We start from the raw sequence: 12688 nt of genomic DNA, 5'->3' as shown, positions 1-12688 counted from the left end.
TTGACATGAACCCGTCAAAGAAGGAGCCCCGCGTGCCCGCCTCCCCGCTCGACCGGGACGACCTGCGGACCCGCGTCAGCGCGGCCCTCCGAGCCCAGCTCCACCGTCAGCGCGGCACTCTCGCGCTGGTCGGCCCGGAACTCGGTCCGGTCGCCGACGCGCTCGCGGACTTCCTCGACGGCGGCAAGCGCCTCCGCCCGGCGTTCGCCTACTGGGGTTACCGGGCGGCCGGGGCCGTGGGCTCGGAAGCCGTGGTCCGGGCGGTCGCCGCGCTCGAGTTCGTGCAGGCCTGTGCGCTCATCCACGACGACGTCATGGACGGCTCCGACACCCGTCGCGGCAAACCGGCAGTGCACAAGCGGTTCGCCGCGCTGCACGGAACCGAGGGATACCACGGCGACGCCGACAAGTTCGGCACCGCCGCCGCGATCCTGCTCGGTGACGTCTGCCTGATCTGGGGCGACGAGATGCTCGACCGCTCCGGGATGCCGGACGACGCACTCAAGCGCGCCCGTCCGGTATGGGACGAGATGCGCACCGAGATCATGGCCGGCCAGTACCTCGACGTACTGGCCCAGGCGCAGGGCGACCACTCGGTCGATCGCGCGCTGCGCGTCGTGCGGTACAAGTCGGCGAAGTACACCGTCGAGCGTCCGCTGCACCTGGGTGCGGCACTGGCGGGCGCCGGCCCGGACCTGACCGACGCGCTCAGCCGCTTCGGGCTGCCGGTCGGCGAGGCGTTCCAGCTGCGTGACGACGTCCTCGGTGTGTTCGGTGACCCGACCGAGACCGGCAAGCCCGCTGGCGACGACCTGCGTGAGGGCAAGCGCACGCTGCTGCTCGCGTACGCCGCCGAGCAGGCCACCCCCGCCCAGCACGCGCTGATCGAGCGCCATCTCGGCGACCCCGGCCTGGGCCCGGACGGCGTCGAGGCGCTGCGCGGGGTGCTCGTCGAGACCGGCGCGCTCGCGCGCACCGAAGAGCGGATCAGTGCGCTGACCGCCCGTGCCACGACCGCTCTCAAGAACGCCGCGATCGACGCCGAAGCAGCGGACGCGCTGGGCGAGCTCGCCGCCGCCGCCACGGCCCGAAAGGCCTGACCACCGGCGTGTCGACGCCGATTGCAACCGTGCCCGTGCCCAATGAGCAGGTGACACGTACCGGAATCAGTCGGCGGAACCTGCTGGTCGGTGGCGGCGTTCTCGCCGGCGCCCTGTGGCTCGGCGAACCTGCTTTCGGGGCCGCCCCCGTGGGCACGGTGTGGCACCCGGCCGTCCGCGCCGGGTACCGCTTCCTCGACACCGCGATGGACGTGCACTACCCGGCATACGGGGAGCTGCGTCTGCCGCAGTCCTACACCGACGAGGCGGGCCTCTTCGGGTCGGCTTACACCTCCGACGCCGCGCTGGCCGCGCTCGCGTACCTGGCCGAGGGGTCCGACGCGTCCACGGCCAGGGCGAAGACGATCGGCGACTCGCTGCGCTACGCCCAGGAGCACGACCCGGCCTACCGGGACGGCCGCCTCCGGGAGTCCTACACGGTGGGGCCGTACACGCGGAACGGCGTCGTCCAGCCGGACGGGTTCGTCCAGCCCGACGGTGGTCTGGTGAACAGCGGCAACGTCTTCGACCACAGCGCGAGCACCACCGGTGACCAGGCCTGGGCGGGGCTGGCGCTGCTCGCGCTGGCCCGCCGGGGCCAGGGCGCCGCGTACGGCACCGCGGCCGCCCGGCTCGGCGAGTGGATCGTCACGAACTGCTCGACCGACCAGCCGCTCGGCGGGTTCCGCGCCGGCGTCGGCCGCGCGGGTGACGTCCTGAGCCGCACCGACACCGGGCACAACGCCGTGCTCGTCGCGTTCTTCGACCAGCTCGCCGCGTCGACAGGAGCGAAGGTCTGGACCGAGCGCCGGGCCAAGGCCGCCGCGTTCGTCGCCGCGATGTGGCAGTCGTCCGGCGGTTACTACGCGACCGGCTCGTACGACGGGGTGCTGCCCGCGCCGTTCCCGGTGACCACCGAGGCCCAGACCCTCCCGGTGCTCGCGCTGCGCGCCGACGCCCAGCGGACGTCGCTGGACTACGTGACGTCGACGCTGACGACGACCGACACGGCCGGCAGCGCGAACAGCGCACTGGCCGCGACCACCACGGCGACCGGCGTCACGTTCAGCGACTGGAGCCGCCTGGCCAACCCCGACCAGCCGATCGAGCCGGGCCTGAGCGCGCCCGACCCCGACGCGGTCTGGTACGCCGGGTCGGCGCAGCTCGCGGCCGCGCTGCTGAGCCGCGGCGCCCCGGGTGACCGCGACGCCGCTTTCGTACAGCTGAGCCGGCTCGTGGACGCCCAGACCCGGTTCGTCGGCGGGAAGACCGGTGGCGGAAAGCCGGTTGCGACCGGCGAAGGCATCGTCGCCGCGTCCAGCCCACTGCACGCCGGGGCGAGTGACTTCGGCTACTACCCGTACCGGCACGTGGGCACCACCGCCTGGTACCTGCTCGCCGCTACCGGGCGCAACCCGCTCGCGCCCGCGCGAACACGCGTGTAGCTCCGAAATGCCGTTGCCCGGCCGGTGCCCTAGCGTGTGGAATCGTGCGCACGGTTGAAGGCCCCACTGATCACGTCGTCGTCGTCGGAGCCGGCCTCGCCGGTCTGTCCTGCGCGCTGAGACTGCTCGGCGCCGGACGGCAGGTGACGATCGTCGAGCGGGAAGAGGTGCCCGGCGGGCGGGCCGGGCGGCTGAGCGTCGACGGTTACCAGTTCGACACCGGCCCGACCGTCCTGACGATGCCCAACCTGATCGAGGACGCGTTCGGCGCGGTCGGCGAGCGGATGGACGACTGGCTGACGCTCGACGAGGTCAGCCCGCTCTACCGCGCGTTCTACCCGGACGGTTCGACGCTCGACGTCCACCCGGACACCGAGCGCATGGCGGCGGAGATCGCGCGCGTCTGCGGGCCGAAGGAGGCCGACGGCTACCGAAAGTTCGTCGGGTTCGTCTCCGAGCTCTACCGCCTCGAGATGGACGAGTTCATCGACCGCAACCTCGATTCCCCGCTCGACCTGGTCGGGCCCGGCATTGCCCGCCTGCTCGCGCTCGGCGGCTTCCGCCGGCTCGCGCCGAAGGTCGGCCAGTACCTGAAGGACCCCCGCACGCAGCGCGTTTTCAGCTTCCAGGCGATGTACGCCGGCGTCTCGCCGTTCCAGGCCCTGGCGATCTACGCGGTGATCGCGTACATGGACTCGGTCGCCGGGGTGTTCTTCCCCCGGGGCGGCATCCACGCCGTGCCCGCGGCGTTGGCCGGCGCCGCCGAGAAGCACGGCGCACAGATCCGCTACGGCACGACCGTGACGCAGGTCGAGACGTCCAACGGCCGCGCGACCGGCGTCCGCACCAGCGACGGCGAGCGCATCGCGGCGGACGTCGTCGTCCTCAATCCGGACCTTCCGGTCGCCTACCGCGACCTGCTCCCCTCCTCCGCCGCTCCGCGGCGGCTGTCGAAACTGCGCTACTCGCCGTCGTGCTTCCTGCTGCACGCCGGGTCGACCGCCACGTACTCGAAGACCGTCCACCACAACATCCACTTCGGACGCGCGTGGAAACGGACGTTCACCGAGCTGATCGACCGTCAGGAACTGATGAGCGACCCGTCGCTGCTGGTGTGCAACCCGACCCGGTCGGACCCGTCGCTGGCCCCCGACGGGCGGCAGACCTACTACGTGCTCGCGCCGACGCCGCACACCGGAGCGCCGATCGACTGGTCGGTGATCGGGCCGCGGTACCGCGACGAGATCGTCGCGACACTGGAAGCGCGCGGCTACGTCGGCTTCGGCGACGGCATCGAGGTGGAGCGCGTCGTGACGCCCGCCGACTGGCAGGCGAGCGGCCTCGCGATGGGCGCACCGTTCGCCGCAGCGCACACCTTCTTCCAGACCGGCCCGTTCCGGCCGTCGAACCTCGCGCGTGGGTATGCGAACGTCGTGTTCACCGGATCGGGCACGCAGCCGGGCGTCGGTGTGCCGATGGTGCTGGTCTCGGGCCGGCTCGCGGCCGAGCGGATCACGGGTCGCCAAGGCTGAGAGCATGGTCGTCGTGACCTCCCCGTCCGTCGCCGCGGCCCCCGCCACCGCGCCTGGAGACCGTTTCGTCCGCTTCCGGTGGCTGGGGTTCGCCGGGTCGGTGCTGATCGGGGTCGCCGCTGTCGGTGCCGGTGCACTGCCGCGTCCCGATCCGTTGACCGACGCTCCGGTGCTGCGGTCGTTGCGGCACGGCGTCGGTCCCTCGGTGTGCATCACGCTGGCCGCGATCGGCATGGCGCTGCTCGTGCTCGCGTGGTGGCGCTCGCGCGACGCGGACGTGCGCGGGCTGACGATCAACGCGGCGCTGTGGGCGGTGCCGCTGGCCCTCGCGCCGCCGCTGTTCAGCCGCGACCTCTACATCTACCCCGGTCAGGGGATGCTGCTGGTCCAGGGCCTGGACCCGTACCAGGTGGGGCCGTCGGCGATTACCAGCGGTCCCGGCGTCGACTGGCTGTCGTCGATGTCGGTGACGTGGCTCGATACCCCCGCACCGTACGGTCCGCTGTTCCTGGCGTTCTGCGGCGTCGCGGCGCGCTTTGCCGGTGGGAACCTGCTGGTCGCGATGGGGCTGTTGCGCCTGGTCGCGGTGATCGGCGTGGTCGCGTTCGCGTGGCTGGTTCCGCGGCTCGCCGCCGCGTTCGGCACCGACCCGGCCAGGGCGCAATGGATCGCGGTCGCCAACCCCCTGCTGCTCGCGCATCTCGTCGGCGGTGCGCACAACGAAGCCGTCCTGGTGCCGCTGCTCGCGGCGGGCCTGCTGCTGGCCCAGCGCCACCGCGGAGTGGCCGCGGGTGCGCTGATCGGACTGGCCGCGGCGGTGAAGCTCTCCGCGGTGGTGGTGCTGCCGTTCGTCGTGCTGCTGATTGCGGCCGGGCTCCCGGCGGCGTCCGGGTTCCGGGGCCGATGGATCCGCATCCTGCGCGCGGCCGTTCCGGCCACGGTCGCCGCCCTGCTCGCGATCGCGCTGTCGTGCCTGGCCGCGGGCGTCGGCCCTGGCTTCGTGCACGCACTGCTGGTGACGAACGGGATCAGCGTCCAGTGGACGTCGCTGCCGACCGGGTGGGGCCTGGCCGCGGGCTGGTTCACCACGCACGACGCCGGAGCGCTGTCGGCCGGTCGCGCCGTCGGCACCGTGCTCACGCTGATCCTGCTGGTCGCGATCTGGTGGCGGGTGCACACGACACCGGAGAAGTCCCGCCGGGTTCTCGTCGCCTGCACCGCTGCCCTGCTGGTGACGATCGTCCTCGGTGCGGCGTTCCACCCCTGGTACATGGTGTGGTTGCTGGTGCCGCTGGCCGCCGTCGCCGACGCGTCGCCGCGTTTCACCACCGCGATCGCGGTCGCCTGCACCGTCCTCTGCTTCCTGGTCCTGCCCGACGGCAAGAACCTCGCGACCGAGGCCAAGCTGCCCGGCACGATCCTCGACGTCGTCGTCACCGTCGGTCTTCTGGTCTGTCTCGCCCGTCGTTGGAAGGTCCTCCGCCATGAGCTCCCGTGAACTGGACGCCGCCGGCATCACCGACCCGGAGCTGCGCGCGTCGTACGCGGAGTGCCGTCGTCTCCTGGCCGAGCACGGCAAGACCTACCACCTGGCGACGCTGCTGCTGCCGCCCGCGAAGCGTCCGTACGTGCAGGCGCTCTACGGCTTCGCCCGGTACGCGGACGAGATCGTCGACGACCTGAGCTCGACGCTGTCGGACGACGAGAAGGCCCGCGAGCTGGACGGGTTCGCCGATTCCGTCCGGGCCGACCTCGACCGCGGCGCGTCGGACCACCCGATCACGCGTTCACTCGTCGACACCGTCGCCCGCTGGGACATCGACCGGAAGTACATCGACGCGTTCCTCGACTCGATGCGGATGGACCTGACCGTCACCGAGTACGCCACCTACGACGACCTCATGACGTACGTCTACGGGTCGGCCGCGGTGATCGGCCTGCAGATGGTGCCGATCCTCGAACACCCCGGGGTGCCGCGTGAGGTCGTCGAGCCGTACGCCGCCGACCTGGGCGTCGCGTTCCAGCTGGCGAACTTCATCCGCGACGTCGGCGAGGACCTGCGGCGCGGGCGGATCTACCTGCCGATGGAGGATCTGGCGGTGTTCGGCGTCGACCGCGAGCACCTCGAGCGCGGCGTCGTGGACGGTCCGGTCCGCCGGCTGCTGGCCTACGAGATCGCCCGCTGCCGGGAGGTCTACCGGTCCGCCTGGCCCGGCTTCCGTCTGCTGCACCCGGCCAGCCAGGAGTGCATGAAGACCGCGTTCCTGCTCTACGGCGGCATTCTCGACGCCGTGGAGCGCGCCGACTACCAGGTGCTCGACCGCCGGGTCTCGGTGAGCAACACGCGCCGCGCCGCGGTGGCGATCCCCGCGTTGGCGCGAGCGATCCGCGCCCGCCGCGTTCCCGCCGCGCGATGAGCGCTCACCCCACGGCGCCGGCGTGAGCGCGCACCCGGTCCGGCACCTCCAGCGCGCCCGGGACCTGGCTGACGTGCGGTACGCCGAGCCGATCACGGTCCGCGACCTGGCGGACGCCGCCGGGCTCTCGCCGTCGTACTTCAGCCGTGAGTTCCGGCGCGTGTTCGGCGAGGCACCGCACCAGTACCTGCTGACCCGGCGCCTGGAACGGGCGGCGGCGCTGCTGCGCGACACCGACTGGACGGTCGCCCGTATCTGCCACGCAGTGGGCCTGACCAGCGTCGGTTCGTTCACGACAGCGTTCGGCCGGGTGTTCGGGCTCTCCCCGACGTCGTACCGGGCGTCGTTCCCGCCGGCCACCCGGCACATCCGGATCCCGCTCTGCGTCGCCCGCAGCTACGGACGTCCGGCATACCGCACGTTTCGAGAAGACCCGACGCCGGAGGCGTCCGTAGATTCGCCCGCATGAAGATCGCGAACGCACAGTTCTGGGTGCACGACCAGGACGAGGCACTGGCCTTCTACGTGGGCAAACTCGGCTGGGAGGTGCGCTCCGACGTGACGATGCCGGAGTGGACGTTCCGCTGGCTCGTCGTCGGTCCGGTCAGCCAGCCGGACGTCGGGCTGGTGCTGATGCCCGTGCCGGGCCCGCCACTGCTCGACGACGCCGACTCGGCGAAGATGGGCGAATTCGTCGCCCGCGGCGCCGGCGGAACGCTGTTCCTGGAGACCGACGACTGCCAGGCCGCCTACGACGAGTTGTCCGCGCGCGGCGTGGTCTTCAACGACCCGCCGACGGCCCAGGCTTACGGCGTCGACACGTCGTTCCGGGACCCGTCGGGCAACAACGTCCGGCTCACCGAGATACGCGAGTTCGTCCCAGCCGCACCCACGTCGACACCGTGAGCAGCACCATCGCGAACCCGAACAGCAGGTCCTCCACCGGCGCCCAGACGATGCGCAGGCCCAGGATGTCGTCCGGGTTGTACAGGACGATGCCCCGCCCGGTGAGGAACCCGTTCGTCAGCAGTTGGAAGAACACGACGATCGCGTAGGAGACCCACCAGACCCGGCGGGTGAGCAGCCGGGTGCGCCAGACGAAGAAGTCGACGCCGATCGCGGCGATCACGCCGAGGACAGCGGCCTGGGTGTACGTCACTCGTCACCCGCCGGCCAGCCCGTGACTTTCCGGACCGCCTCGAACGACAGGATCGCCGCGACCGGCACCACCAGGAAGAACAGCAGCTCCTCGAGCGGCAGCGGACCCAGCATGACGCCGGTCATCTGCGCGGGGTCGAACGTCCAGTGGTCGGCCGCGATCGCGGCCAGGTCCCAGAGCACGAAGATCACGACGGTGGGCGCCAGGGCCAGCAGGAGGCGCTTCCACCGTTGGTACACCCGGACCCGCAGGAACACCTCGAGCCACCCGGACCCGATCACCACGAAGACGAGGACCGCCAGGTAGCTGAGGTGTCTCAAAAGCCCAGCGCCTGCGCTCGGCGCTTGACCTCCGTCGGCCGCTCGCTCAGCGCGGCCGCCGGCGTGCCCTCGGGCAGCGACGAGTCGGGCGTGTACAGCCACGTCAGCGCTTCTTCGGCCTGGTAGCCGGCGTCGTGCAGCACGGTGAGCACCCCGGCCAGGTGGCGCGCCAGGTTGGAGTTCTGCCCGGCCGCCGACCGCAGGTCCGGAACCAGTTCGGCGGGCAGCTTCAGCACGCCGTCCCGGCGGACCGCGATCAGCGCGTTGCTCTTCACCATCTGGTGCACCCGCGTCACCCGGACGTCGAGGCGCTCAGCGGCCTCGGGGACGGTCAGCCATTCACTCGGTTCCACGTGACCACGATGCCATGACGTCTCGGTTGAGTGACGAACGGAGTCCGCGCGAACCTTTTGTCGTCGCAATCCGTGTGCTCGGACATGAAACTCCGTGGTCATATCATGACCAAAGGTCACCATGGCGCCTGGGGGGAGAGGATCTGCCCACCGGGATGGCAGGTCGCCTGTCTCGTCGACAGTCTCTCCGTACACTGATGCCCGTGGACAGGACGCTGGCCGACCCCATGGTGGGTTCCGTGCTCGAGGGGCGCTACCGAATTCGGGGGCGAATCGCGCGCGGCGGCATGGCGACCGTGTATGACGCCATCGACGAACGTCTGGAACGGACCGTCGCGGTCAAGGTCATGCATCCGGGGTACGCCTCCGACCCGGCGTTCGTCCACCGCTTCATCCAGGAAGCCCGCTCCGCCGCCGCGCTGAGCCACCCGCACGTCGTCGCGGTGTACGACCAGGGAGTGCACGAGGGCCTCGCGTTCCTCGTCATGGAGCAGGTACAGGGCCGGACGCTGCGCGAGGTGCTCGCCGCCCGCGGCCGGCTGCCCGCCTCCGACGCGCTCGCGATCCTCGACCCGGTGCTCGACGCGCTCGCCGCGGCGCACCGGGCCGGCATGGTCCACCGCGACGTGAAGCCCGAGAACGTGCTCATCGGCGCGGACGGCCGCGCGGTCAAGGTCGCCGACTTCGGCCTCGCCAGAGCCGTCGCAGCGGTCGGTCCGACGTCCACCCGCGGCGTCGTGATGGGCACTGTGGCCTATGTCTCACCCGAGCAGATCACGTACGGCCAGGCGAGCACGCGCAGTGACGTCTACTCCGCCGGGATCATGCTCTTCGAGATGCTCACCGGGTCGGTACCGTACGGCGGCGACTCTTCGGTGAACATCGCGTTCCAGCACGTCCACGCCGACGTGCCGCCGCCGTCGTCGCGCGCACCGCTGGTGCCGCCCGCGATCGACGAGCTGACGATGCGCGCCACCCGGCGTGATCCGAACGCGCGCCCGGCCGACGCCGGCGCGTTCCTCGACGAACTGCGCATGGTGCGCGACGAGCTCGACGGCCGCAGCACCCGCAGCGTGTCCGGAACCGGCATCCTGCAGGGCCTCAACCAGCCGAGCGGGCCGCCGACCATCACCGCGTCCGCGGCCGTGCCGGTGCCGCAGTCCCCCGGCCAGCACACGCAGGTCGTGCCGCGCGGCGGCGAGGCCCGCGGCACGGCGATGATGCCGAACGTCCAGCCGCTGGGCGGTGGCCACCGGGCCGGCGGCCTCCCGCTGCCGGGCCCGCTCGCCACGCTCAACCCGCAGCAGCGCAAGCTCGGGCTCATCGCCGCGATCGTGGTGTTCGCGCTCGTCGCGGCGAGCACCGGGTGGTACCTGGGCGTCGGCCGCTACACCGAGACGCCGTCGTTCGTGGGGCTCAACCAGACCGACGCGATCAGCCGGGCGCGGACGCAGGGCCTGGAGGTGCTGGTCAAGACGGCGAACGACGACAAGGCGCTGAACGGGCGAGTCTTCGATCAGTCCCCGGATCCGAACGGCCGCATCCGCAAGGGCGGCACGGTCACGATCACGATCTCCAAGGGTCCGAACGTCGTCACGATCCCGGCGACCCTGGCGGGCAAGAGCAAGGGTGACGTCGAAGCCGCACTGACGAAGGCCGGGTTCAAGTTCAAGTCCGACTACGACTTCAGCGACAAGGTCGACTCGAACAAGCTGATCTCGACGACGCCGGCACTCGGGACGAAGGCGAAGTACGGGACGACGATCCTGATCCTGATCAGCCGCGGCGCCGGCGTCGAACTGCCGAACCTGAAGGACAAGACCCGCGAAGAGGCCGAGCAGAAGCTCCGCGAGCTGGACCTGAACTTCGAGGTCCAGATCGACGAGTCGAACAACGATCCCGACAAGGCCGGCAAGGTCATCGACCAGGAGCCGCAGGCGGGGCAGGTCTCCGGCGACACGAAGGTCGTGCTGAAGGTCGCGCAGGGTCAGGCGCAAGTGGAGATTCCCGACGTGGGTGGCCGGGAGTTCGACGAGGCGCGGGACATCCTCGAAGAGGCCGGGCTGCGGGTCAAGCGCCGCGGTGGCCGCGACGACGACGACGCCCGGGTGCTCTTCCAGTTCCCCAGCGCGGGCCAGACCGTCGCCGGTGGCAGTGAGGTCACGCTCTTCACGGGCTAGGCTGGTTGATCGTGTCCTCACCGATTCTCGGCGCTCACGTGCCCGCCTCCGGAGGGCTCGCGAAGCGCGCGATCCCCTACGTCGAACGCATCAGGGCCAACACCCTGCAGGTGTTCGTCTCGAACCCGCGCGGCTGGGCGCTGGCTCCCGGGGTACCGGCGCAGGACGCGAAGTTCGCCGCGTGGGTGGCCGAGCAGGGCGTGCCGGTCTTCATCCACGCGACGTTCCTGGTCAACCTCGGCTCGAACGTGGAGGCGACGGTCGAGAAGTCGGTGGCGTCGCTGCGCCACGCGGTGGCGCGCGGACGGGTGATCGGCGCCCGGGGCGTCGTGTTCCACGCCGGTTCGTCGCTCGCCACCGAGCGCCGCGCGGAGGCCTACGCGCAGTTGCGGGCGCACCTGCTACCGCTGCTCGACGAACTGACCCCGGACGATCCCGACCTGCTCGTCGAGCCGACCGCCGGTGGCGGGTTCGCGCTGGCGTCCCGGATCGACGACCTCGGCGAGTACTACGCGGCCGTCGACAACCACCCGCGGCTGCGGGTGTGCCTCGACACGTGCCACGCGCACGCCGCCGGTCACGACCTGTCCGAACCCGGCGGCCTGACCAAGGTGCTCGACACCCTCGTCGACACGGTCGGCACCGGCCGTCTGGCGCTCGTGCACGCGAACGACTCCCGCGATCCGGCGGGCTCGCTGCGCGACCGGCACGAGACGCTGGGGCGCGGCACGATCGGCGCCCACGCCTTCGGTGCCCTCTTCACCCACCCCGCCGCCGCCGGCGTCCCGGTCGTCGTCGAGACCCCGTCCGACGACGACGGCATCGGCCACGCCGCCGACATCGGCCTGCTCCGCGGCCTGGCCACCCGCTGACCGGCACCCGACAGCGCATCGTGCGCATCATCGGTTACGCTTCGGACCATGCAGCAGCGCTTCTACTTTTGGTATGGCTACCGCCCGGGCTCTCCCCGGCGGCTAGTCGCGCTGCACTAGAGCGCACACGCCGCTAGGAACTTCCGCCCCGGGCCCCAGGCCCGGGGCTCTTTCGTTTTTTAGGAGATAAATCCGCCATGGTCATCGTGATGAGTCCCGACGCTCCGGAGAGCGCCGTCTCGACAGTCGTGTCGACGGTCGAGGAGGCGGGCGGCTCCGCGTTCGTCTCGCGCGGCGTCACCCGCACGATCGTCGGTGTCGTCGCCGGGGAACCGGTGCTGGCCTCGCTGGAGGTCGAAGGACTGCCCGGCGTCGCCGAGGTGGTCCGGATCACCTCGCCGTACAAGCTGGTCAGCAGCGAGAACCACCCGCGCACGTCGACGGTGAACGTCCGCGGTGTGCCGATCGGCCCCGACAGCGTGACGCTGATCGCCGGCCCGTGCGCGGTCGAGACGCCCGAGCAGACGCTCGAGGCCGCCCGGATGGCGCGCGGCGCCGGTGCCGCACTGCTGCGTGGTGGCGCCTACAAGCCGCGGACGTCCCCGTACGCGTTCCAGGGCCTGGGCGTCGAGGGTCTGAAGATCCTCGCCGACGTGCGGACCGAGACCGGCCTGCCGGTCGTGACCGAGGTCGTCGACCCCAACGACGTCGACGTGGTGGCCGAGTACGCGGACATGCTGCAGATCGGCACCCGCAACATGCAGAACTTTCCGTTGCTGCAGGCCGTGGGCGCGATCGGCAAGCCGGTGCTGCTCAAACGGGGCCTCACCGCGACGTACGAGGAGTGGCTGATGGCCGCCGAGTATATCGCTCAGCGCGGCAACCTCGACATCGTGCTGTGCGAGCGCGGCGTCCGGTCGTTCGAGTCGGCGATCCGGAACATGCTCGACGTCTCGGCGGTGCCGATGATGCACCAGCTCTCGCACCTGCCGATCCTGATCGACCCGTCGCACGCGGCCGGGCGCCGTGAGCTCGTCGTCCCGCTGTCGCGGGCGGCGATCGGCGTCGGCGCCGACGGGCTGCTGATCGACGTCCACCCGCACCCCGAGACCGCCAAGTGTGACGGGCCGCAGGCCCTGCACGGGGCCGACCTGGCGGAGCTGGAGACCGCCGTGCGCACGCTTCCGCCGGCGCTGGGCAAGACGCTCACCCCGGCCCCCTGATCTGCCGACACGACGAGGCGCCGCCCAGTGGGCGGCGCCTCGTGGTGTTCGGGAGCAAGTTCGAACAACCACTTGCATCCTGCGACC

Annotated in this window: 13 protein-coding genes; 10 read left to right on the top strand and 3 right to left on the bottom strand. The window is 71.3% G+C overall.

The genetic code is table 11. From position 1 onward, the window contains the following. Nucleotides 1-5 precede the first annotated feature (5 nt). From ACGFY5_RS18565 to ACGFY5_RS18535, 7 genes are read left to right on the top strand one after another with little or no spacing between them, the layout of a single operon-like run. A complete protein-coding gene (locus tag ACGFY5_RS18565) occupies nt 6-1100 on the top strand; it encodes a polyprenyl synthetase family protein (protein WP_392721293.1) in 1095 nt (364 codons plus the stop codon). Between the two features lie 50 nt (nt 1101-1150). Continuing rightward, nucleotides 1151-2545 carry a Tat pathway signal sequence domain protein gene (locus ACGFY5_RS18560; RefSeq protein ID WP_392721291.1) on the top strand — a complete coding sequence of 465 codons (1395 nt, stop codon included), beginning with the start codon at nt 1151-1153 and terminating at the stop codon, nt 2543-2545. A gap of 44 nt (nt 2546-2589) precedes the next feature. Continuing rightward, nucleotides 2590-4077, top strand: coding sequence for a phytoene desaturase family protein (gene crtI, locus ACGFY5_RS18555; protein WP_392721290.1), 1488 nt, complete (start codon nt 2590-2592; stop codon nt 4075-4077). Between the two features lie 13 nt (nt 4078-4090). Continuing rightward, on the top strand, nt 4091-5575 hold the full coding sequence (gene mptB, locus ACGFY5_RS18550) for a polyprenol phosphomannose-dependent alpha 1,6 mannosyltransferase MptB (RefSeq protein WP_392721288.1): 1485 nt from the start codon (nt 4091-4093) through the stop codon (nt 5573-5575). Then, nucleotides 5562-6494 carry a phytoene/squalene synthase family protein gene (locus tag ACGFY5_RS18545; protein ID WP_392721286.1) on the top strand — a complete coding sequence of 311 codons (933 nt, stop codon included), beginning with the start codon at nt 5562-5564 and terminating at the stop codon, nt 6492-6494. The genes mptB and ACGFY5_RS18545 overlap by 14 nt, the downstream gene beginning before the upstream one ends. A gap of 22 nt (nt 6495-6516) precedes the next feature. Continuing rightward, a complete protein-coding gene (locus ACGFY5_RS18540) occupies nt 6517-6963 on the top strand; it encodes a helix-turn-helix transcriptional regulator (protein WP_392721284.1) in 447 nt (148 codons plus the stop codon). Further along, nucleotides 6960-7400 carry a VOC family protein gene (locus ACGFY5_RS18535; RefSeq protein WP_392721283.1) on the top strand — a complete coding sequence of 147 codons (441 nt, stop codon included), beginning with the start codon at nt 6960-6962 and terminating at the stop codon, nt 7398-7400. Before ACGFY5_RS18540 ends, ACGFY5_RS18535 begins: the two co-directional genes overlap by 4 nt. On the opposite strand, the gene ACGFY5_RS18530 is transcribed toward ACGFY5_RS18535, so the two are convergent. Genes ACGFY5_RS18530 through ACGFY5_RS18520 form a run of 3 tightly spaced genes read right to left on the bottom strand, consistent with a single transcriptional unit; the run spans nt 7351 to nt 8326 of the window. Next, nucleotides 7351-7653 carry a lycopene cyclase domain-containing protein gene (locus tag ACGFY5_RS18530; protein ID WP_392721281.1) on the bottom strand — a complete coding sequence of 101 codons (303 nt, stop codon included), beginning with the start codon at nt 7651-7653 and terminating at the stop codon, nt 7351-7353. The two genes, ACGFY5_RS18535 and ACGFY5_RS18530, sit on opposite strands and share 50 nt — an antisense overlap. After that, complete coding sequence (locus ACGFY5_RS18525) at nt 7650-7973, bottom strand: lycopene cyclase domain-containing protein (protein WP_392721280.1); 324 nt, start codon at nt 7971-7973, stop codon at nt 7650-7652. The genes ACGFY5_RS18530 and ACGFY5_RS18525 overlap by 4 nt, the downstream gene beginning before the upstream one ends. Further along, a complete protein-coding gene (locus ACGFY5_RS18520; protein ID WP_392721278.1) occupies nt 7970-8326 on the bottom strand; it encodes an Rv2175c family DNA-binding protein in 357 nt (118 codons plus the stop codon). Before ACGFY5_RS18520 ends, ACGFY5_RS18525 begins: the two co-directional genes overlap by 4 nt. Before the next feature lie 203 nt (nt 8327-8529). On the opposite strand from ACGFY5_RS18520, the gene pknB reads away from it, so the two are divergent. From pknB to aroF, 3 genes are all read left to right on the top strand, one after another. Beyond that, nucleotides 8530-10506: a Stk1 family PASTA domain-containing Ser/Thr kinase gene (gene pknB, locus ACGFY5_RS18515; protein ID WP_392721277.1), complete on the top strand. Its 1977-nt coding sequence runs from the start codon at nt 8530-8532 to the stop codon at nt 10504-10506. A gap of 11 nt (nt 10507-10517) precedes the next feature. After that, nucleotides 10518-11378, top strand: coding sequence for a deoxyribonuclease IV (locus ACGFY5_RS18510; RefSeq protein ID WP_392721275.1), 861 nt, complete (start codon nt 10518-10520; stop codon nt 11376-11378). 197 nt (nt 11379-11575) lie between these two features. Beyond that, nucleotides 11576-12601 carry a 3-deoxy-7-phosphoheptulonate synthase gene (gene aroF, locus ACGFY5_RS18505; protein WP_392721273.1) on the top strand — a complete coding sequence of 342 codons (1026 nt, stop codon included), beginning with the start codon at nt 11576-11578 and terminating at the stop codon, nt 12599-12601. Nucleotides 12602-12688 lie beyond the last annotated feature (87 nt).

Source organism: Cryptosporangium sp. NPDC048952 (genome assembly GCF_043197895.1).
GTDB lineage: Bacteria > Actinomycetota > Actinomycetes > Mycobacteriales > Cryptosporangiaceae > Cryptosporangium.
The sequence above is the reverse complement of the archived record's forward strand: the minus strand, read 5'-3'. Positions and strand labels throughout refer to the sequence as shown.

What these genes read in the sequence shown, in the direction of transcription:
- aroF (WP_392721273.1), top strand. Translation starts at nt 11,576, where the DNA reads ATGGTCATCGTGATGAGTCCCGACGCTCCGGAGAGCGCCGTCTCGACA.
- ACGFY5_RS18565 (WP_392721293.1), top strand. Translation starts at nt 6, where the DNA reads ATGAACCCGTCAAAGAAGGAGCCCCGCGTGCCCGCCTCCCCGCTCGAC.
- ACGFY5_RS18545 (WP_392721286.1), top strand. Translation starts at nt 5,562, where the DNA reads ATGAGCTCCCGTGAACTGGACGCCGCCGGCATCACCGACCCGGAGCTG.
- ACGFY5_RS18535 (WP_392721283.1), top strand. Translation starts at nt 6,960, where the DNA reads ATGAAGATCGCGAACGCACAGTTCTGGGTGCACGACCAGGACGAGGCA.